The 19,318-nt window shown below is 66.0% G+C and carries 18 protein-coding genes; 7 read left to right on the forward strand and 11 right to left on the reverse strand.

Annotated features, from left to right (window positions below; all coding sequences use genetic code 11):
- Window positions 1-18: 18 nt before the first annotated feature.
- Window positions 19-1,779 carry a hypothetical protein gene (locus OPU69_RS15400; RefSeq protein WP_498512207.1) on the forward strand — a complete coding sequence of 587 codons (1,761 nt, stop codon included), beginning with the start codon at window positions 19-21 and terminating at the stop codon, window positions 1,777-1,779.
- Between the two features lie 597 nt (window positions 1,780-2,376).
- On the opposite strand, the gene OPU69_RS15405 is transcribed toward OPU69_RS15400, so the two are convergent.
- The 6 genes from OPU69_RS15405 to OPU69_RS15430 form a co-directional block, all read right to left on the reverse strand.
- Window positions 2,377-3,306 (reverse strand): NAD(P)/FAD-dependent oxidoreductase, encoded by a 930-nt coding sequence (locus tag OPU69_RS15405; RefSeq protein ID WP_060977635.1) that lies wholly within the window; start codon window positions 3,304-3,306, stop codon window positions 2,377-2,379.
- A gap of 4 nt (window positions 3,307-3,310) precedes the next feature.
- Window positions 3,311-3,901 carry a methionine biosynthesis protein MetW gene (gene metW, locus OPU69_RS15410; RefSeq protein ID WP_498512210.1) on the reverse strand — a complete coding sequence of 197 codons (591 nt, stop codon included), beginning with the start codon at window positions 3,899-3,901 and terminating at the stop codon, window positions 3,311-3,313.
- A complete protein-coding gene (gene metX / locus OPU69_RS15415; RefSeq protein ID WP_498512212.1) occupies window positions 3,898-5,055 on the reverse strand; it encodes a homoserine O-acetyltransferase MetX in 1,158 nt (385 codons plus the stop codon). The genes metW and metX overlap by 4 nt, the downstream gene beginning before the upstream one ends.
- Window positions 5,056-5,128: 73 nt before the next feature.
- Window positions 5,129-6,799: a formate--tetrahydrofolate ligase gene (locus OPU69_RS15420; RefSeq protein WP_060977638.1), complete on the reverse strand. Its 1,671-nt coding sequence runs from the start codon at window positions 6,797-6,799 to the stop codon at window positions 5,129-5,131.
- 69 nt (window positions 6,800-6,868) lie between these two features.
- The gene (locus tag OPU69_RS15425) at window positions 6,869-7,471 is read right to left on the reverse strand and encodes an OmpA family protein (RefSeq protein WP_498512214.1); all 603 of its coding nucleotides are present in this window, start codon (window positions 7,469-7,471) and stop codon (window positions 6,869-6,871) included.
- The gene (locus tag OPU69_RS15430; protein WP_498512216.1) at window positions 7,468-7,863 is read right to left on the reverse strand and encodes a FecR family protein; all 396 of its coding nucleotides are present in this window, start codon (window positions 7,861-7,863) and stop codon (window positions 7,468-7,470) included. The genes OPU69_RS15425 and OPU69_RS15430 overlap by 4 nt, the downstream gene beginning before the upstream one ends.
- Window positions 7,864-7,946: 83 nt before the next feature.
- On the opposite strand from OPU69_RS15430, the gene OPU69_RS15435 reads away from it, so the two are divergent.
- On the forward strand, window positions 7,947-8,363 hold the full coding sequence (locus OPU69_RS15435; RefSeq protein WP_060977641.1) for an ATP-binding protein: 417 nt from the start codon (window positions 7,947-7,949) through the stop codon (window positions 8,361-8,363).
- A gap of 22 nt (window positions 8,364-8,385) precedes the next feature.
- On the opposite strand, the gene OPU69_RS15440 is transcribed toward OPU69_RS15435, so the two are convergent.
- Together OPU69_RS15440 and OPU69_RS15445 are read right to left on the reverse strand one after the other, a co-directional pair.
- Window positions 8,386-9,225, reverse strand: a complete 840-nt coding sequence (locus OPU69_RS15440) for a helix-turn-helix domain-containing protein (RefSeq protein WP_060977642.1) — start codon at window positions 9,223-9,225, stop codon at window positions 8,386-8,388.
- Window positions 9,226-9,524: 299 nt separating this feature from the next.
- Window positions 9,525-11,333, reverse strand: a complete 1,809-nt coding sequence (locus OPU69_RS15445; RefSeq protein WP_060977643.1) for a DUF885 domain-containing protein — start codon at window positions 11,331-11,333, stop codon at window positions 9,525-9,527.
- Between the two features lie 117 nt (window positions 11,334-11,450).
- Between OPU69_RS15445 and OPU69_RS15450 the strand changes: the two genes are divergently transcribed.
- The 5 genes from OPU69_RS15450 (at window position 11,451) to OPU69_RS15470 (ending at window position 16,728) form a co-directional block, all read left to right on the forward strand.
- Complete coding sequence (locus OPU69_RS15450; protein WP_060977644.1) at window positions 11,451-12,482, forward strand: quinone-dependent dihydroorotate dehydrogenase; 1,032 nt, start codon at window positions 11,451-11,453, stop codon at window positions 12,480-12,482.
- A gap of 283 nt (window positions 12,483-12,765) precedes the next feature.
- Window positions 12,766-12,975 carry a DUF2061 domain-containing protein gene (locus OPU69_RS15455; protein WP_498512220.1) on the forward strand — a complete coding sequence of 70 codons (210 nt, stop codon included), beginning with the start codon at window positions 12,766-12,768 and terminating at the stop codon, window positions 12,973-12,975.
- A 43-nt stretch (window positions 12,976-13,018) separates the two neighbouring features.
- Entirely contained in the window at window positions 13,019-14,746 is a 1,728-nt protein-coding gene (gene ggt, locus OPU69_RS15460; RefSeq protein ID WP_498512222.1) for a gamma-glutamyltransferase, read from the forward strand.
- Window positions 14,747-14,852: 106 nt separating this feature from the next.
- Window positions 14,853-15,977 carry a sensor histidine kinase gene (locus OPU69_RS15465; protein WP_498512224.1) on the forward strand — a complete coding sequence of 375 codons (1,125 nt, stop codon included), beginning with the start codon at window positions 14,853-14,855 and terminating at the stop codon, window positions 15,975-15,977.
- The gene (locus OPU69_RS15470) at window positions 15,967-16,728 is read left to right on the forward strand and encodes a LytR/AlgR family response regulator transcription factor (RefSeq protein ID WP_498512226.1); all 762 of its coding nucleotides are present in this window, start codon (window positions 15,967-15,969) and stop codon (window positions 16,726-16,728) included. The genes OPU69_RS15465 and OPU69_RS15470 overlap by 11 nt, the downstream gene beginning before the upstream one ends.
- 535 nt (window positions 16,729-17,263) lie before the next feature.
- Here OPU69_RS15470 and OPU69_RS15475 read toward each other — a convergent pair.
- The 3 genes from OPU69_RS15475 to ribA all read right to left on the reverse strand — a co-directional run bounded on the left by OPU69_RS15475 (window position 17,264) and on the right by ribA (window position 19,298).
- On the reverse strand, window positions 17,264-17,608 hold the full coding sequence (locus tag OPU69_RS15475; RefSeq protein ID WP_498512228.1) for a hypothetical protein: 345 nt from the start codon (window positions 17,606-17,608) through the stop codon (window positions 17,264-17,266).
- 119 nt (window positions 17,609-17,727) lie between these two features.
- A complete protein-coding gene (locus OPU69_RS15480) occupies window positions 17,728-18,252 on the reverse strand; it encodes a L,D-transpeptidase family protein (protein WP_498512230.1) in 525 nt (174 codons plus the stop codon).
- Window positions 18,249-19,298: a GTP cyclohydrolase II gene (gene ribA / locus OPU69_RS15485; protein ID WP_498512232.1), complete on the reverse strand. Its 1,050-nt coding sequence runs from the start codon at window positions 19,296-19,298 to the stop codon at window positions 18,249-18,251. The genes OPU69_RS15480 and ribA overlap by 4 nt, the downstream gene beginning before the upstream one ends.
- Window positions 19,299-19,318 lie beyond the last annotated feature (20 nt).

Genomic DNA, 19,318 nt, shown 5'->3' on the forward strand with positions numbered 1-19,318 from the left:
CAACCTGAAAGAAGCGCATTGCAGAACGAACTTGCCCTGGTGATGCGCTCGCCGGAGTTCGTCCGCTCACCCGTGTTGCGGCGTTTGCTCGAATATCTTGTCGAACAGACACTTGCGGGCAACGGGGAGCGGCTCAAGGCCTATCAGATCGCGGTCGACGGCCTGGGCCGGGACGACAGCTTCGATCCGCAGAGCGACAGCTATCCGCGTGTGCAGGTCGGTCGGCTGCGCAAGATGCTCGAACTGCATTATGCCGGGCTGCCCGCGCAGGAGGCCGCAGGCCGTCATCGCATCGTCATTCCGGTGGGGCGGTACAATGTCGAGCTGGCGCCCATGGCAGAGCCGGCCGCCACCGCGCCGGTTGGAGCCGGACCTCAGTCGTTGCCGAACTCAGGGGGCGATACGGCCGCCTTCGGGGGCGCTGCAGGCGCGGAAGATAGCCAGGGACACGCCCGCTCGCAGGCATCATCCCCGGCGCCATCGGGGATCGACCGGGGCTGGATTCTCTGGGTGGTGCGTATCCTGCTGCTGCTCGGCCTGCTCTACGTCATCTGGTTGCTGGCCAAGCCCGAAACCGCCAGCGAAGAGGCTGCACGGCGCGACATGCGCCGCCAGATCGCGCATGTCACGATCCTGACCGAGCCGGCGAGCGGCAATGACGCGCTCAACACCGCCGCGCAGATTGCCGAAATGCACCTGCAGCGCTTCGAGATGCTCGCGGTGACCAGCGCTGCGCACGAGGATGTCAGCGAGACGGAGAGGGCACGCGCGTACCAGCTGGTCGTCCGCGGCAGCGGTTCCGGTCCGGCCCGGGCGAACGCGCCGATCTTCCTCGCGCTGCGCCACAAGGCGAGCGGGACGACCTTGTGGTCCTATGAGGTAAACCATGACGGCACCGAGATCGCGGCGCCGGATGTCGAGCAGGCCATCGGGAACGGCATTTCGGAGGTCGCGCGCTCGGGTGGGGTGATCATCCAGCATCAGCGCAAGCTGCTGGGCGGCGACACGTCCCCCGGCTATCCCTGCCTGATCGCCTATGACAGTTACCGCCAGAGCCGCGATCCCGCGGAGCGGGCGGCGGTGAGCCAATGCCTCGATGCATCGGCCAAGCTGTTCCCCAACGAATCGCTGGTGCTGCAGGCGCAATCGTTCCTCGAACTTTCGCGGCCGCGCGGCAAGAGCCTGGTGCCGCTGACCCCGACCGCCAGGGGGCGCGATCTTGCAGAAGCTGCGTTGCGCAACAACGGAACATCGGCGCTGGCGCAGATCGCGGTGGCGCGCTCGGCCTGGGCGCGGGGCAACTGCCCGCGCGCGACCGCCTTTGCCCGCCGTGCGATCGAGAGCAATCCGCTCGAGCCTGATACGCTGGGCCTTGCGGGCAGCTTGTTGATGGCGTGCGGCGATTACACGGGCGCCGAACCCGTGCTAGAACGCGCAAGTGCGCTGAACGAACAGCCCGGGGGCTATCAGATCTCGTCGCTTGTGATCACGCGCGTCATCAACGGCAAGCGCGCCGAAGCGTTGCAACTCGCGCTGAGTGCGGAAAAGCCCGAACTGGAGACGCAGCCCAATTTCCTGCTCGGGCGCGCACTGGCACTGGCCGCCAACGGCCGCGTTGCGGAAGGCCGGGCCGATTGGCGCGCGCTGGAAAAGCTGGTGGGCGCGCCCTCCGGCGCCCCCGCCTCCGACGTGCTGGCGCGGTTCACCATTTCGCCCTTCTTCGCGCGCCGCATGCAGGCCGAGGCCGAGGCGACCGGGCTGGTCCCTGCGGCAGGCTGACGCGCCTGCAACCCCCGCACAGCACTGATCCCGATTAATGGGAAATGTTCCCAACAGTCAGCATTTGTTCATGTTCAACTTGGGCCTGAAAAAGCCTAAGTCGCTGGAATAGCGTGGTTTTCTCAGTTTGGCACGGCGTGTGCAAAGTATCTGGCATCTCCGGACACACCGACCGGAACCACCAGATACCCACGAAAGGACACCGCCATGACCCTCTTCTCGAACGCCCAGAGTCAGATCGCCGCCGTCGCTCTCGCCATCCTGACCTCCAGCCTGTTCATCGCCGCCAGCGTCGCTCCCGGCGTCGTCGCCTGATCCCCAGCCAGCACCTCAAACCGAAATCGAAAGGACCTTCCCCATGAACATCCTCGCCACCGCTCTCGCTTCGATCTGCTCGGTCATCCTGGTCGCAACCAGCGTCGGCCCCGGCATCATCGTCTGACCGCCCGTTCACTGTCATCTTTCAAGGAAAAGAAACAATGTCGCTCCAGCTTTCCAGCCAGATCGGTGCCGCCGCGCTCGCGATCCTGAGTTCGGCGCTGTTCCTCGCCGCGAGCATCGGCCCCGGCGCGATCGTCTGATCTTCAGGTGATCCGATCAGGCGGTCATCGCCGCCGCAAGCGCCCGGCCCGAGGCCCAGGCGCTTTCGATCCGGGGTCCGATCAGCCAGTCGCCGCTGACCCCCAGCCTCGAACCTTCATCCCACAGCATCGTCCGCGCCGCCGCGCCCGACAGCGCATAGCGCCAGCGATGCGCCTGCACGACCAGTGTTTCGGGAAGCGCCACACCTGTCGCCGCCGCCAGATCGGCGATCAGCGCCGCGATCACGCTGTCGGCCTCGTCCTCGAGATGCGCCGCCGACCAGGCGGGCGATCCCTGGATGACCCAGCTTTCCGGCCCCGTCCGCCCCGGCTTGGCGCTGTTGCGCGCCGCCCAGCCGATCGCGCCCATGTCGCGCAGGCAATCGGGACCGAAATCGACCCGTTCGGCAAAACTTGCCATGACCGTCCAGCACGGCTGCGATACCGTGGCCTCGGCCAGCGCCGCCCATTCGGGGGCATGGGAGGCAAGCAGCGGCGCGACCTGCTCTGCCGGAACCGCGACGATCGCGGTATCGAAACTCTCGCTGCCCGCATCGTGCTCGAACCGCCAACCCGCGCCCTCGCGCACGATCCGCTCGATCCGGCAGTTCCAGCGGACATCGTGCCCCGCCGCCTCGGCCTTGATGATCGCGTTCATGCCCGGGGTACCGACCCAGGCATTGTCGCCCGCCGCCGCCCAGCGCGCCGCGACGCCCTCGACCTCCCAGCGCGCGACCGTTTCGGCAAAACCGGCGTCCCGCACGGTGAAATATTGCGCGCCATGGTCGAAATACGCCATGCCCTGCCCGGTTTCGGTCCGGCGGGTGGACATCCGGCCGCCCGGGCCGCGCGCCTTGTCGAACAGCACGAGCGCGTGCCCGGCCTTTGCCAGCCCGCGCGCTGCGGTGAGCCCTGCCAGCCCGGCTCCGATGATTCCGATCTTCATGTGGTCAGCGCCTCAGCAGGAACACGGCATGTTCGGCAAGCAGATTGGCCATGCTGCGCGATGTCGGCTTGCCGCCCGACAGGAACCACGCGCCATCGCAGGTCCAGCCGCGCGCCGCGATCAGATCGCGGAAATCCTCGATGCTGACATGGTGGATATTGGGCGTGTCGTACCAGCTTTCGGGCAGCAGCCGGGTGACAGGCATCCGGCCTTGCGTCGCCAGCGACAGGCGGATGCGCCAGTGCGCGAAATTGGGGAAGCTGACGAACGCCTGCCGCCCGATACGCAGCAGCTGTTCGAGCACCTGATGCGGCGCGCGCGTGGTCTGCAGCGTCTGGCTGAGGATCGCGTAATCGACGCTGTCCGACGGATAATCGGCAAGATCGGTATCGGCATCGCCCTGGATCACCGAAAGGCCGCGGGCTACCGCCGCGCTCACGTTGGCCGGGTCGAGCTCGAGCCCGCGCGCGCGCACCTGGCGCGTGTCGCGCAGCGCCGCCATCAGCGCGCCGTCGCCGCACCCGATATCGAGCACGCGCGCGCCGGGCGTCACGTTCTCGGCGATGATCTGGAGGTCGGGGCGCAATCCGGTCACGCGTTCGCCCCCGCGCGCAGGAAACCATCGACGATGCGGTTCATTTCGGGGCATTCGAGCAGAAAGGCGTCATGGCCGAAGGGCGAGGACAGCTCGACAAAGCTCACCTCGGCCCCGGCGGCGTTGAGCGCGTGGACGATGCGGCGCGATTCCGCGGTGGGATAGAGCCAGTCCGTATCGAAGCTGATCAGGCAGAAGCGGGTCTTCGTGCCCATGAACGCTCTGGCGAGCACCCCGTCATAGGGCTCTGCGAGGTCGAAATAGTCCATCGCGCGCGTGATGTAGAGATAGCTGTTGGCATCGAACCGGTCGACGAAACTGATCCCCTGATGGCGCAGATAGCTCTGGACCTGGAAATCGGCATCGAAGCCGAAGCTGCTGCCGCTGCAATCCTGGCCGCTCTTGTCCTGCAGCCGCCGACCGAATTTCTCGGTGAGGCCCGCTTCGGAGAGGTACGTGATGTGCGCCGCCATGCGCGCCACGGCGAGGCCCGATGCGGGCACGTCGCCATCGGCATAATAGGCCCCCTTGCGCCAGCGCGGATCGGCCATGATCGCCTGGCGGCCGACCTCGTGAAACGCGATATTCTGCGCCGAGTGGCGTGCGGTCGAGGCAATGACGAGCGCGGCGCGGACACGGTCGGGATAGAGCACCGGCCAGCTGATCGCCTGCATGCCGCCCATCGATCCGCCGATGACGGCGGAGAGCACGGGAATGCCCAGATAATCGAGCAGCAGCGCCTGCGCGCGGACCATGTCGGCGATCGACAGCACCGGAAAGTCCATGCCCCATGGCTCGCCGGTCGCGGGATTGACCGTTGCCGGGCCCGAAGAGCCCATGCAGCTGCCGATGACATTGGCGCAGATGATGAAGTCGCGCGATGGATCGACGGGCTTTCCCTCCCCCACCAGCCGTTGCCACCAGCCGGGCTTGCCGGTGATCGGGTGCGTCGAGGCGACATACTGGTCGCCGGTCAGCGCATGGCAGATCAGGATCGCGTTGCTCTTGTCGGCGTTGAGGCTGCCATAGGTCTCGTACGCGATCTGCACCGGTGCGAGCGCGGCGCCGCAATCGAGCGGCAGCGGTCCGAGCAGCGTGATCCGCCGGTCGAGGCCGAAACGTTCGTCGGAAAGAGGGGCAGATGCGCTCGCCATGGGCCGCGGGCTTGGCGTCAAGCCGTGCGGCTGTCAATGGGGCGCGATGATCGCCGAGCGCGCGTCATGCCGCTCAGAACAGCCCCTCGATCTCGCCATCGGCATCGAGCCGTATCGCTTCGGCGGCGGGGACGCGCGGCAGCCCGGGCATGGTCATGATCTCGCCGCAGATCGCGACGACAAAGCCCGCGCCCGCGCTCAGCCGCACCTCGCGCACCGGCAGGACGTGGCCCGTCGGTGCGCCGAGCAGCGTCGGATCGGCGGAGAAGCTGTACTGCGTCTTGGCCATGCACGCCGGCAGATGGCCGTATCCCGCCTCTTCCCAGCGCTGGAGCTGCGCCAGCACGGCGGGCGTCGCCGAAACGCCCTCGGCGCGGTAGATGCGCTTTGCCACCGTCTCGATCTTGGCGATCAGCGGCAACGCATCGTCATACAGCGGCTTGAACTGCGCTCCGCCGCTGGCTGCGATGCGCGCGACCGCGTGTGCCAGCCCTTCCGCGCCCGCCCCGCCTTCGGCCCAGTGGCGACACAGATGCGCCTCGCAGCCCTGCGCCTCGGCCACTTCGCGCAGCACCGCGATCTCGGCCTCGCTGTCGCTGTGGAAATGGTTGATCGCGACGACGACGGGCACGCCGAACTGGCGCACATTCTCGATATGGCGGATCAGGTTGACGCTGCCGCGCCGTACCGCCTCGACATCCTCATGGCCGAGTTCGGCCTTGGCGACGCCGCCGTTCATCTTGAGCGCGCGCACCGTCGCCACGATCACCGCCGCCGCCGGATCGAGCCCGGCCTGGCGGCACTTGATGTCGAAGAATTTCTCCGCGCCCAGATCGGCGCCGAACCCGGCCTCGGTCACCACGAAATCGCCCAGCGCCAGCGCGGCGCGCGTCGCGATCACCGAATTGCAGCCATGCGCGATATTGGCGAACGGCCCGCCATGCAGCAGCGCGGGGTTGCCCTCGAGCGTCTGCACCAGATTGGGCTTGATCGCCTGGGCGAGCAGCACCGCCATCGCGCCTGCCGCCTTGAGGTCGCTCGCGGTCACTGGCTGGCGCTGGCGGGTATAACCGATGACGATGCGGCCCAGCCGTTCCTCCAGATCGTCAAGGTCGCGCGCCAGGCACAGGATCGCCATGACCTCGGACGCGACGGTGATGTCGAAGCCGCTTTCGCGCGGGAAGCCGTTGCCGACCCCGCCGGTCGACTGGACGATGGCGCGCAGCGCGCGGTCGTTGATGTCGAGCACCCGCCGCCAGACCACGCGGCGCACGTCGATATCGAGCGCATTGCCCCAGTATATGTGGTTGTCGATCATTGCGGCGAGCAGATTGTGCGCCGAGGTGATCGCGTGGAAATCGCCGGTAAAGTGCAGGTTGATGTCTTCCATCGGCCCGACCTGGGCATAGCCACCCCCGGTCGCGCCGCCCTTGGTGCCGAAACAGGGGCCGAGCGAGGGTTCGCGCAGTGCGAGCACTGCCTTGTGGCCGATCCGGTTGAGCGCATCGGCGAGCCCCACCGATGTCGTGGTCTTGCCCTCGCCGGCGGGCGTCGGATTGATCGCGGTGACCAGGATCAGCTTGCCCCTCGGCTCGGCGCCGTCGAGTCCCGCCGCCTTGAGGTCGATCTTGGCCTTGTAATGGCCATAAGGTTCGACCGCTGCATCTGGCAGCCCGAGCGTCTCGGCAATGGCGGAGATGCGCTGCAGGCTAGCGGCGCGCGAAATCTGAATATCGGTGAGCATCGGGCCTCGCGGGAACAAGCGTTGACCGATGGTGGTAGCGGTCATGCCGGTACAGGCAAGCGCCGATGATCAGCGGACGATGATTTCCACCCGGCGGTTGCCGCCATTCTCGGTCTCGTCGGGGGTGGGGAAGCGCAATTCGGTCTCGCCGCGTCCCGTCGTGGTGATGACCTCGGCCGGGAAGCCCAGCTGCACCAGCCGTTCCTTGATCTCGTCGGCGCGCTTCTGCGACAGGGTGAGGTTATACTCGGCCTTGCCGACAGTATCGGTATAGCCGATGATCTCGAGCTCCGCGCCGGGCCGCGCCCTGAAATGCTCGGCAAGAGCATCGATCATGCCTTCCGATCCTGGCGCCAGCACGGTCGTGTCGGGAATGAAATACATGGTGAAGCGCGCCGGTGGCGGCGGCAGATTGGCGATCAGGCTGCGCTCCTCCGGCTTGAGGGCCGCCTCGCCCACACCCTTGGGGCGCGGCGCACAGCCCGAAAGCCTGGTGCGGGTGAAAGATCCGGCAATGGTCGATCCGTCGGGATTGCCGCATTTCTCGTCGATCACCGCCAGTGCGCCCTCTTCCCCGCCTTCCTCGCTGCTGAGCAGCAGCAGCGAAGGCCCGGCACAGCCGGCCAGGGTCAGCGCGAGCAACGCGATCGAAAGCCCCCTTGCGCGCATCATTCGGGCACGTTGATGATGAAGCGGGTGCCGCGCACGCCGAGCAGCGAGGTGGGGGTGCGCACCTTCATCGCGTCCCGCCGCGACTTGGCGATCTGGCCCGAAACGACGCCCAGCGATCCGCGCTCCACCCGGGTCTCGAAGGCTCCCGAACGCGTGGTGCGGTCAAAGTCGAACTTATCGACCGCGATGCGGCTGTTGGGGCCGACCGAAAAGCGGGTGTTGTCGGCAAAGGCGACCGCGATCTGCCCGCCCTTGCCGGTGACGAGCACGTCGCCCGGCAGCAGTGACGTGCCCACCGCAGCGTTAATCCGCGTGCCCTTGCGCTCGATCTGCGCGGCGCCTGCGCTTTTCTTGACCCGGCCGATATCGGCCCAGGCGGGTTGAGCGGTCATGGCCAGCAGCGACAGTGTTACAAGCAGTACGCGTCTCATATTAGGCATCCCCACTTGCCCGCATGCATGGCATAACCTGCGCCATGACGTCGCGCAATTTCAATCCGTATCGCTGCGATCTGGACGGCAATGGTCCCGAATCGATACATCGCGCGGTCGCGCAGGCGCAGGCCTTTGCCGAGGAACATAGCCTGTCCCCCATGCTCGGCGCAAAGCTTGCCGTTCTGGTCGAAGAGGCTGTGACAAATGTTTACGAGCATGGCGCGGTGGAAGGGTCCCTGTCCGGCTGGCTGGACCTCTATCCGGACCCAGCGGGAATCTGCATCATCCTGGCCGACAATGGCCGCCCTTTCGACCCGCGCGAAGCTGATGAGATCGATGCGCCGAACGCGGAGCGCGGCGGCGGAGCCGGGCTCGCGATGATCCGCGCCTGGGCAGAGATTGCCGATTACCGGCGCGAGGACGGCTTCAACCTGCTCGAACTCGTGCTGCTCGGCTGAGCGTCGGCGCGGCAGGCGGCGTTCAGGTCTCTGCCACCAGCGGGTTGATCGCGCCCTTGAGCTGGCTGCGCTGGTCGATCAGCCGCGCCATCTCGCCCTCGCCGGTGCGCAGCCGTGTCGGGGTCGTGCCCGCAAACAGCTTCAGCTCGCGGATCATGTGCGACTGGTCGTAGAACGCGTCGCGCAGATAGTCTGCTTCGTCGGGTTCGGCATCGATCAGCGAACGCGCGGCGCGCAGCGCGCGATATTTGCGCGACAGATATTTGGGCGGCATCCCGTAAAGCTGTTTCACCCGGCGGGTCAGCTGACGTTCGGAAAGTTTGCTCTGAGCGTGCAGGTCGGTGACCATCGGCGATACGCTGGAGGCAAGCCAGGCATCGACCATGCGCGTGAACTCGACCATCTCGGGCGAGACCTGATCGACAAAGCCCTGGATGATCTCATCGGCCGCAGCCGTCATCTGCGGCAGGGTATCGAGAGTGCGCAGCAACGCCATGCGCTCTTCGATTCGCGGAAACACGGTGGCTGCAGGCACCACCTTGTCGACGAAATCGGCAGCGCTGGCATGGGTGAGGGCGCCCCATCCGGCGGCGGTAATGCCCATGCCGAACATGTGGAACGGCCCCTCGATCTCGAATCGCACCGCTGCCGTGGTCGGCCCGACCAGCACCGCCCCGGTGCACACGGTCGAACTGCCGTCGGGCATGTGCAGCGTCACGCGTCCGCCGGTGGCCATGCGCAGCTGTGCAATCGCCGCGCGCTCGCCGTCCACCACCAGAGGTTCGGGGCAGGTGAGGCGATAATAGACCGAGACGAACTCTCTCAGCGGTTCGCTGGGCAGCGCATATTCGAGATGTGGCATTGGCGACCCCAATCGGCCGTACGACAGGCGCGGCGTTTGCGCCGTCCTCCTCTCGCCGGATTTATCTTTCTGTCGACCCGGGCGAGGGTATAGCTCCAAATCGGACCAAAAAAAAGGCGACCCCGAAAAAATCAGGGTCGCCTGTTAGGAAAAGAACTCTCGGCGTCTCCGCCTTGAGCCCTTCGGGTCGCAAGGCGGTGTATAATCGCAAGCGAGTCAGGGCGATTGGACAGATTCGACATTCTGAAAAATCGTGCAAAATCGGGTGTCTGCCCTGAAACGCCGCAAAACCGGGGTTTTCAGCCGCCCGCCTGGATCCAGGCGTCGATCCGCTCCTCGAGCACCGTCAGCGGCACCGGTCCGCTCCGCAGAACGGCATCGTGGAACCGCGCGAAACTGAACTTCGGCCCCAGCGTCTTCTGCGCCTTGTCGCGCAGCTCCATGATCTTGAGCTTGCCGATCATGTACGCGGTCGCCTGGCCGGGATAGACGACATAACGCTCGATCGCCTTGGAGATGTCGCCTGGCGGATTGGGGGTGTTGTCGGTCAGATACTGGATCGCCTGCTCGCGGCTCCAGCGCTTGTGGTGAATGCCGGTATCGACCACCAGGCGGCAGGCGCGCCACAACTCCATGCCCAGTCGGCCGAAGTCCGAATAGGGGTCTTCGTAAAAGCCCATGTCCTTGCCCAGCTCTTCCGAATAGAGCCCCCAGCCTTCGGTATAGGCGGTGACCCCGCCAAAGCGCCGGAACGGCGGCAGGTCGCCCAGCTCGGTCTGAACCGCGCGCTGTAGGTGATGGCCGGGCAGGCCTTCGTGATAGGCTAGTGCCTCGAGCTCGGTCGAGGCCATGTCCTTGAGATTGTAGAGGTTCACATAATAGGTGCCGGGGCGCGAGCCGTCGGGCGCGGGGCTCTGGTAGAAGGCCTTGCCCGCCGATTTCTCGCGAAACGCCTCGACCGCCTTGACCGTCAGCGGGGCCTTGGGTAGCGTCGCGAAATAGTCGGGCAGCTTCGCCTGCATCGCTTTCAGCCTGGTATCGACCGTGGCGAGATAGTCCTCGCGCGTCTTGAAATAGAAGCGGTCGTCGGTGCGGACAAAGGCGAAGAACTCCTGCAGGCTGCCCTTGAACCCGACCTTCTTCATGATCTCGCGCATTTCCCCGTGGATGCGCGCGACATTGTCGAGCCCGATCTGGTGAATCTGGTCGGCGCTAAGATCGGTCGTGGTGTAATTGGCGAGCAACTGGGTGTAATAGGCGCCGCCGTCCTTGAGCCGCCAGATGCCGTCCTCGGTCGGCGCGATGGCCTGTTGCCGCTCCATCTCGGCGATCAGCCGCTGATAGGCGGGCTTGACGCTGGTGGTGAGCGCCTGTCGCCCCGCCTCGATCAGCGCGGCCTTTTCCGGTGCGGCAATGTCGAGCGCCTCGACCTTCTTGGTCAGGTCCGCAAGCAACGTCGACGGCGCGCCCTCATTGAACGGCGCGCCCTTGATGACGTTGCGCGCATCGTCGAGGACGAAAGGATAGACCCATTTCGGCGGCATAACGCCCGCTTCCGAGCGTTGCCTGGATTCGGCGACCAGCGCATCCATCTGCGGCCCCATGCCCTGCAGCCGCTGGACATAGGCCTCGGCGTCCTGCTTGCTCTTGACGCTGTGGATGTTGATCAGGAACGCGGGCATCTGGCTCTGCGCGCCGTTCATCTGGTCGAAGATATACTCGTTCTTGCGATAGGGGTGCGCGCGCGCCGACCGCTCGGCCTGATATTCGAACAGGCGGTAGCTAAGCCGGTCCTCGGGCGAGAGCTTCGCAGGGTCGAACCGCGCCTTCATCGTCGCCAGCGCCTTCTGGCCGCGTGCGAAGGCCGCGGCCTCGGCGGCATCCGAGGGGTCGTTCCACTTGCCGTAATCACCGTCGCGAATGCCGCGATAGGCCTTGCCCTGCGGCGCGGCGGCGAGATTCTCGGCATCGACCTGGTCGAAGAAGGCCTTGAGTTCGGCGTTCTGCGCAGCGGCCTCGGCGGGCGCGCTCTGGGCGCTGGCGGAGACGGTCAAGGCAAGCGGACTGGCCGCGAGAAAAAGGGCAAGGGCGATCGGGCGTAGGGTCATGAAGCGGTTTTCCGTTATGTCGTGCAGGGTTAATGGCGAAGCTATCGGGAGTTACCGCATACGTAAACCGTCTCGCCGCCGCTTGACCATCGGCCCGTCGCAAAGCCATAGGGCGACATGCTGTTCTCGCTCGCCCGGCCCGCCCTTTTCCTGCTCGATGGCGAGGATGCCCATCGGCTGACCATCGCGGGCCTCCGCCTGCTGCCCGCCTCCGCGCCGCCCAGGCCCGATCCGGTGCTGGCGATGCGCGTTGCCGGGCTCGATTTTCCGACACCGGTGGGGCTTGCGCCCGGCTTCGACAAGAATGCGCAAGCGCCGCACGCGATGTTCGGCTTCGGCTTCGGTTTCGTCGAGATCGGCACGGTGACACCGCTGCCCCAAGCGGGCAATCCGCGCCCCAGGCTGTTCCGGCTTGCCGAAGACAAGGCGGTGATCAACCGCATGGGCTTCAACAATCACGGCGCGGAGGCCGTGGTCGCGCGGCTGAAGGCCGGGCAGGGGCGTGCCGGGATCATCGGCGTCAATATCGGCGCGAACAAGGATTCGGCCGATCGCATCGCCGATTATGCGATGATGACGCGGACGATGGCGCCGCTCGCGCGCTATCTCACGGTCAACATTTCCTCGCCCAACACGCCGGGCCTGCGCGCGCTGCAGGACGCCGGTGCCCTGTCCGACCTGCTCGATGCGGTGACCGAGGCGCGGGGCAGTCACGGCTGCCCGGTGTTCCTCAAGCTCGCGCCCGATCTGGAAGCAGCGGATATCGACGACATCACCCGCATCGCGATCGACAAAAGGCTCGATGCGCTGATCGTGTCGAACACCACGATCTCGCGGCCCGCCTTGCGCTCTCGCCATGCTGGCGAGGCCGGCGGGCTTTCGGGCGCGCCGTTGCGCGACCTGGCGCAGCAGCGGCTCAAGGATTTCCGCTCGGCCAGCGGCGGCGCGATCCCGCTGATCGGCGTCGGCGGCATCGCGAGCGCCGACGACGCCTATGCCCGCATCCGCGCCGGGGCCTCGCTGGTGCAGCTATATTCGGCATTGGTCTATGAGGGACCGGGGCTCGCCGCGCGAATCAACCGGGGGCTGGAGGCGCTGCTCCAGCGCGATGGCTTTGCGACTTTGAGCGAGGCAGTCGGCGCTGGCTGAGCGTTCTCGTTGGTTCACGCGAAGGCGCGAAGCCGCGAAGATTCTCGTTTTCCGGCGACAGCCGGAATCCAGAGGCGCGCTTTCGCCCCTCGGCTCCTGGGCTCCGGCTTTCGCCGGAGAACGGCATGCTGAGAAGCTCTACGCGCCTTCGCGTCCTCACGTGAACCCCAGCGGACCGGCCCGAATTGATCGACCCGCTCGATCAACCCGCCGCAAAACGCTCATTGGCAGTCTTAATTGCAAATGATTATCAATACCTCTGTTGAGCCGACAGGAGTTTGCCATGCCCCGCGATCTTGCCAAGACCCTGAGCTATCTTGCGGTGCATCTCACCGTGGGTTTCTCGGTCGCCTATGCCTTCACCGGATCGATCGAGATCGCCAGCGGCCTCGCGATCATCGAGCCGATGATCAACGCGGTCGCATTCTTCTTCCACGAGAAACTCTGGGCGCGTGGGGTATCCCCGCGACCGAGGGAGGTCTTGGCTGCCTGATGCGGTGCTTGCCGCATCGCACCATGCCAGTATAACGCTTAGCATGAGCTTCATCTCCCGCACCTTCGTTGCCGCCGCCGCGCTGGCTTTGTCCTCGCTCTCGATCGCCTGCCATGCGCAGAGCACGCCGCCCGCCGATACCTCCGCTACTGCGCCGCTCGGCAAGGGCGTGGTCTCCTCGGCCGATCCGCGCGCAACGGCGGCCGGGCAGGAGATGCTGCGCAAGGGCGGGTCTGCTGCCGATGCCGCGATGGCGATGATGCTCGCGCTGACCGTGGTCGAACCGCAAAGCTCCGGCATCGGCGGCGGCGGGCTGCTGCTGCACCATGATGCGGCAACGGGCACGCTTGCGACCATCGATGGGCGCGAGATGGCCCCGGCCTCGGCGAGCGAGCAGTTGCTGCTCGGCGCAGACGGCAAGCCTTTGCCCTTTATCGAAGCGTTCCAGGGTGGGCGCAGCGTCGGCGTGCCGGGCAATATCCGGCTTATGGCGATGACGCACGCCAAATGGGGCAAGCTGCCCTGGGCCGATCTGTTCGGTCCCGCGATCAAGCTCGCGGAAGAGGGCTTTGTCGTCAACGATGCGCTGGCCCGGGCGCTGGCGCGGCTCGCGCCGATCTGGGCGCGCTTCCCCGATGCGCGCGCGGTCTACTGGAACGCGACCGGACCCAAGACCGTCGGCGACCGCGTCACCAATCCCGCGCTCGCCGAGCTGCTCCGCGCGGTGGCCAAGCAGGGCCCCGATGCCTTCTATACCGGCAAGCACGGGCAGGCGCTGGTCGATGCGGTGAGCAAGGCCAGCGTCAATCCGGTGGCGATGACGCTGGCGGACCTTGCCGCGTACAAGGCCAAGGAGCGCCCGCCGGTCTGCTCGCGCTATCGCGGCTACAAGATCTGCGGCATGCGTCCGCCCTCCTCGGGCGCGACCACGGTGCAGCAGATCTTGGGCATGCTCGAGCCGCACGATATCGGCGCGATGGGGCCGGACAATGCCAAGACCTGGCACCTGATCGGCGAGGCGATGCAGCTCGCCTATGCCGATCGCGAAAGCTATCTGGGCGATGCCGACTTTGTTTCGGTGCCGGTCAACGGCCTGCTCGACCCGGCCTATGTGAAGTCGCGCGCGGCGCTGATCGATCCCGACAAGGCGTTGAACAAATATGAAGCGGGCACCCCGCCGGGCTCCGAGCCGCGCACCGCCGCATTGTCGAGCGAAGTCGCGGGCACTACGCATTTCGTCGCGGTCGATGGCGCGGGCAATATCGTCAGCATGACATCGACCGTCGAAGGCCCGTTCGGTAGCCAGCTGATCGCGAACGGCTATTTTCTCAACAACGAGCTGACCGACTTCACCTTCGCGCCCGAAAAGGACGGCAAAAAGGTCGCCAACCGGGTGCAGCCTGGCAAGCGCCCGCTGTCGTCGATGTCGCCGCATATCGTCTATGATGCTCAGGATCGCCCGGTGCTTGCCGTCGGTTCGGCGGGCGGCAAGCGTATCATCATGCACGTCACAAAGGCGCTGATCGGGGTGATCGATTTCAAGCTGCCTGCGGGCGAGGCGCTGGCCCTGCCCAATATCTATTTCGGAAACGGCTCGCTGATCGTCGAGGGCAAGACGCCCTTGGGCGGCATGAACGAGGCGCTCGCCGCTTTCGGTCAGCCGGTGGTCGTTGACGAGCTGGGATCGAAGCTCAACGCCGCGCAGTTCAACGGCAAGGGCTGGACCGGCTATGCCGATCCGCGCAGCCCGGGCGTCGCGCTCGCCGAATGACCGCCTGATCCTGGGGCGCGCGCTTTCGACCAAGGCGGCGCGGGCTTCGACCAGCACAAGGGCACGGGGCAGACAGGCGGGTCATCGCAGGTTAAGACGACCCGTGATGAAACTTCCTGTTCCCCGCGCCATAACCCGCCCGGCCCGCCCCCGTGTCGATCAGCAGGTCGCCCTGCTGTCGATCCTGGGCTTCTGGCTGTTCTACATGATCATCGTCACGCTGCGCGCGGCGGTGCTCGATTTTCCCGCGCAGCAGGAACTGGTGGTGCGCCGCATCGCGGTCACCTTGTTCGGCGTGCTGATCAATGTGGTGCTGTATTTCGGCCTGCGCTGGTTCGAGGACAAGCCGCTCACCCCGCGCATCGTCGCGGCGGTGGTCGGTTCGATCCCGGCGGCTCTCGCCATCTCGGTGTTCAACTATTTCGCGTTCAACGTCTATGACCCGATGAGCGTGTTCCAGGACAATGAACTCGCCGAAAAGATTGTGACGCTCGATCCGGTCGCCAACGTCCTCGAATTCGCCATTTCCAGCTATTATTTCCTCAGCTCATGGGCGATGCTCTATCTGGCATTGAGCTATGCCGCCGAGGTGCGCACCGCCGAGCGCAAGGCCGCACGCTTTGCCCAGGCCGCGCAGCAGGCGGAGCTTCGCTCGCTACGCTATCAGGTCAACCCGCACTTCCTGTTCAACACGCTCAATTCGCTCTCGACTTTGGTGCTGCGCAACCGGCCCGACGAGGCCGAATCGATGATCATGAACCTCTCGACCTTCTATCGCACCAGCCTGACCGGCGATCCGCTCGACGATGTGCGGCTGGAGGACGAGGTGCAGCTGCAGCAGCTCTATCTCGCGATCGAGGAGGTGCGCTTTCCCGATCGCCTGCGGATCGAGATCGATATTCCGGACGAACTGATGGATTGCTGCGTGCCCGGGCTGATCCTGCAGCCCCTGGTCGAGAATGCGATCAAGTACGGCGTCGCCCGCGCCACCCGCCCGGTCACCATCCGCATCGGCGCATGCGAGGGTGATGGCGTGCTGCACCTGACGGTCAGCGACGATGGCGATGTCATCCCGACCGATTCGGAGAAGGGCAGCGGCATCGGGCTCGCCAATGTCCGCGACCGGCTCGACGCGCGCTATGGCAGCGCCGGACGGATCGAATGGCATGTCCCGTTTGAAGGAGGCTTTGTGGTGGAATTGACCTTGCCGGCGGTGCGCCATGACTGTTGAGAGCGACGCCGCTCCGCTCAGGACCATGATCGTCGATGATGAGCCGCTCGCGGTCGAGCGGTTGCAGCTGCTGTGCGCGCGGCTGCCGCGGATCAGCCTGGTCGGCACCGCGAGCGACGGCGAATCCGCGCTGCGCCTCGCCGAACAGTTGAAGCCCGAGCTGGTCTTTCTCGACATCAACATGCCGCGCCTCGATGGCATGGGCGTCGCGCGCGCGCTCGGCAAGACTGGGCAATCGCCCGCGATCATCTTCGTCACCGCCTATCAGGCGTTCGCGGTCGAGGCGTTCGATCTCGCCGCGATCGACTATCTGCTGAAACCCGTCGCCACTGACCGGCTGGAACGCGCGGTGGCGCGCGTGCTCGAACGGCGCAGCGCGGTGCTCGCCAACCCGCCGGTGGCAGCACCGGCGCAGGGCGACTGGGTGCGCGAATTCTGGGTGCCGCACCGCAGCGAGCTGAAACGCATCGACGCCGATCTGATCGAACGCATCGACGCCGAGCGCGATTACATGCGGCTGCATGTCGGCACGCGCAGCTATCTGATGCACGAGACGATCAAGACGCTCGAGGAGCGGCTCGACCCCTCCCGCTTCGTCCGCCTCCACCGCTCGCACATCGTGCGCAACGATTACATCACGAGCCTGCGCCACAATGGCGGCGGCGTCTGGTTCGCGTGTTTGGCAGACGGTAGCGAGTTGAGGGTCGGGCGGACGTATCTCGCAAGAGTGAAGGAAATGGCGGGGCGTTGAGCGGCGGGTTGCTCTCTCCCCCATGGGGGAGAGATACGGAGGCTTGGCAGCAATGCTGCCTAGCCGCAGTTGAGAGGGGCCTAGCGTATCAGGCAAGGGCAGCGCATTCCCCCCTCCCAAACCCTCCCCCCTGAAGGGGAGAGGACTTAGCTGGCTCACTCCCTCACCTGCCGCACAATACTCCCCTGCCTGCAAGGGAGGGGCAGGGGGGTGGGTCAGCCACGCCCGATAGTCGGCACAACCCCAGCGAGCCCCGCCCAAACCCACCCCTAACCCCTCCCTTGCAGGCAGGGGAACGCGCCTGGTCTTACCGTTCGTAGCCGGCCTGCATCCGTCTCGCCAAAGCCACCCATTCACCCACCCCCGTTCATCCTGAGCAGCGGCCTTAAGCCCGCGTCGTCGAAGGACCCGCGCCCACGCTGGCCGCATAGTGCGGTCTTCTACTGCGCTCGGGCTGAATGGAGGTGTGACGGATATCGAACCAAGCCGAAGAAAACCCGCCGTTCCTAAGCCAGCCCCATTCCTGCCGCTCAGATTAGGCAAAGATTAGCGCTAACACTACCGCCAGCGTTGCTCCAACTACTCCGCGATGACGGCCTGAAAGTTGAATCCTCTGGGCTCCCTTCAGAGCGATTGAGCCGGTCGCAACGATAGGCAAGACTGCGATGGCGACGCCCGAGGCGATGTAGATGCTTTTGCTTTCGTAGCGCCACGATTCCGAAGAAGGCCCCTCAGCGGCCCAAGGGTAGCAGTTCGCGCTTCCTGCGCCTTCGGTACAAGCTTCGGCCCCAATCGCTGCAAAGACATCGAACGCAATCACAATGCCGATCAAGCTCAGCAAGATACCAGTTACCAGCAGGAAGTAGTCTGTTTTCGCCATGCCCCTTTTTAGTCGAGCTTAAACTTCAGAACAATGACAGGAAACCACCCGAAGCCCGCCATCAGCCGACTACGGAACACACACCAAAAGCCGACGTTTCAAAAGCCGCCCAACCCCGCTCACCCGATCTCCAGCACCATCCCCGGCCCGAGCATCGGCAGCAACGCCTCCATATCCGCGCGCGCAATCGCCACGCACCCCTCGGTCGTGCGCTCCGCCAGCGGCTTGGCCTCGTTCCACAGATGGAAGAAGATCGCGCTGCCTGCACCCGGCACCGGCGGTGCGTCGTTATGGCCGAGCACCAGCACTATGTCGTAGAGCATGTCCTCGCGTTGCAGCGTCTCGGCGCTGAAGCCGTGCGGCAGGCGGACGGGGCGGTTGTACGCAGGGTCTTGCGCGTCGTCGGACCAGCCGTCCGCAGCGTTCGTCCAGCGCCAGGGCAGCGCGAAGCCCGGCGGGGGGCTGCTGCGGCCGGGGCGGAACAGCGCGGCGCGGATCGGCCAGGTGCCCAGCGGCGTGCAGCCGTCGCCCTCGCGCTTGGCATCGGCGGCACACGCGCCGCTGCGGCCGATGGTGCAGGAGACGGTCCAGTCGCCCAGCGTCACGGTCAGCGCTGCGGTATCGACGCGGACCGTATCGCTCATAGTTGGTGGCCGGTGCGGTCACGCTTGGTGACCAGATAGCGTTCGTTGTGCGGATTGGCTTCGATCTGCAGCGGCAGCCGCTCGGCAATCTCGACCCCCAGGCTCGCGAGCACCGCCTGCTTTTCCGGATTGTTGGTCATCAGCCGGATGGCGGGCACGCGCAGCGCCTTGAGCATCTGCGCCGCCACCGCGAAATCGCGCGCATCGGTGGGGAAGCCGAGCCGATTGTTGGCATCGACCGTGTCATGTCCCTGGTCCTGCAGCTGATAGGCGCGCAGCTTGTTGATCAGGCCGATCCCGCGCCCTTCCTGGCGCAGGTACAGCAATATGCCCCAGCGCGCGTGCGCCATCGCGTGCAGCGCGCCGTTGAGCTGCGGCCCGCAATCGCATTTCAGGCTGCCGAAGACATCGCCGGTCAGGCACTCGCTGTGCAGACGGACGACGGGGATGCTGTCATCGGGCGTGCCGACGATCAGCGCGACATGTTCGTGAAAATCGGCGTCCGAGCGGAAGGCGACGATCTCGGCGCTTTCGCTCGCGCTCACCGGCAGCCGCGCGCGCGCCGCGATGCGCAGCTGCGCCGGATCGGCATAGGCGGCGACATCGGCGGGGGTGACCATCGGCGCGTCGAAATCCGCCTCGCCGTCTGCCAGCAGATGATAGGCGGGCAGCAACCCTGCGAGTCGCGCGAGCTGCATCGCCCCCTCGGCGGCTTGCGGAGCAGGCAAGGGGAGCGCGGCAAACGGCCCCTTCATCGGCTGCGCCAGATCGAGCGAGGGATCGGCAATCGCAATTGCGCGCGCCGCATCGAGCTCCCCGGGCACCGCGATCAGCACCGGCGCATCTGGGCGCGCGGCTTCCTTCTGGTTGGCGAGCTTGAGCGTGATCGCGCGTGCGGCGGAAATGAGCAGCTTGCGGCCCGTGCCCAGCGGCGCGCCGCCGGTTTCCACCGGGCGCAGCGCGAGCCTGCCGCTCTCGCTCTCGACCACTATGTCCCAGCCCCGGGCCAGCGCATCGAGCGCCCGGGCCGCAGCGCGCGCGTTCATCGCGCTCCCCCCGAGGCGCG

The organism is Blastomonas sp. 34TW (assembly GCF_059803595.1).

What these genes read in the sequence shown, in the direction of transcription:
- OPU69_RS15450 (WP_060977644.1), top strand. Translation starts at nt 11,451, where the DNA reads ATGCTGTTCTCGCTCGCCCGGCCCGCCCTTTTCCTGCTCGATGGCGAG.
- ggt (WP_498512222.1), top strand. Translation starts at nt 13,019, where the DNA reads ATGAGCTTCATCTCCCGCACCTTCGTTGCCGCCGCCGCGCTGGCTTTG.
- OPU69_RS15440 (WP_060977642.1), bottom strand. Translation starts at nt 9,225, where the DNA reads ATGCCACATCTCGAATATGCGCTGCCCAGCGAACCGCTGAGAGAGTTC.
- OPU69_RS15430 (WP_498512216.1), bottom strand. Translation starts at nt 7,863, where the DNA reads ATGACCGCTCAACCCGCCTGGGCCGATATCGGCCGGGTCAAGAAAAGC.
- OPU69_RS15465 (WP_498512224.1), top strand. Translation starts at nt 14,853, where the DNA reads ATGAAACTTCCTGTTCCCCGCGCCATAACCCGCCCGGCCCGCCCCCGT.
- OPU69_RS15445 (WP_060977643.1), bottom strand. Translation starts at nt 11,333, where the DNA reads ATGACCCTACGCCCGATCGCCCTTGCCCTTTTTCTCGCGGCCAGTCCG.
- ribA (WP_498512232.1), bottom strand. Translation starts at nt 19,298, where the DNA reads ATGAACGCGCGCGCTGCGGCCCGGGCGCTCGATGCGCTGGCCCGGGGC.
- OPU69_RS15475 (WP_498512228.1), bottom strand. Translation starts at nt 17,608, where the DNA reads ATGGCGAAAACAGACTACTTCCTGCTGGTAACTGGTATCTTGCTGAGC.
- metX (WP_498512212.1), bottom strand. Translation starts at nt 5,055, where the DNA reads ATGGCGAGCGCATCTGCCCCTCTTTCCGACGAACGTTTCGGCCTCGAC.
- OPU69_RS15425 (WP_498512214.1), bottom strand. Translation starts at nt 7,471, where the DNA reads ATGATGCGCGCAAGGGGGCTTTCGATCGCGTTGCTCGCGCTGACCCTG.
- OPU69_RS15405 (WP_060977635.1), bottom strand. Translation starts at nt 3,306, where the DNA reads ATGAAGATCGGAATCATCGGAGCCGGGCTGGCAGGGCTCACCGCAGCG.
- OPU69_RS15435 (WP_060977641.1), top strand. Translation starts at nt 7,947, where the DNA reads ATGACGTCGCGCAATTTCAATCCGTATCGCTGCGATCTGGACGGCAAT.
- OPU69_RS15420 (WP_060977638.1), bottom strand. Translation starts at nt 6,799, where the DNA reads ATGCTCACCGATATTCAGATTTCGCGCGCCGCTAGCCTGCAGCGCATC.
- OPU69_RS15480 (WP_498512230.1), bottom strand. Translation starts at nt 18,252, where the DNA reads ATGAGCGATACGGTCCGCGTCGATACCGCAGCGCTGACCGTGACGCTG.
- OPU69_RS15455 (WP_498512220.1), top strand. Translation starts at nt 12,766, where the DNA reads ATGCCCCGCGATCTTGCCAAGACCCTGAGCTATCTTGCGGTGCATCTC.
- OPU69_RS15470 (WP_498512226.1), top strand. Translation starts at nt 15,967, where the DNA reads ATGACTGTTGAGAGCGACGCCGCTCCGCTCAGGACCATGATCGTCGAT.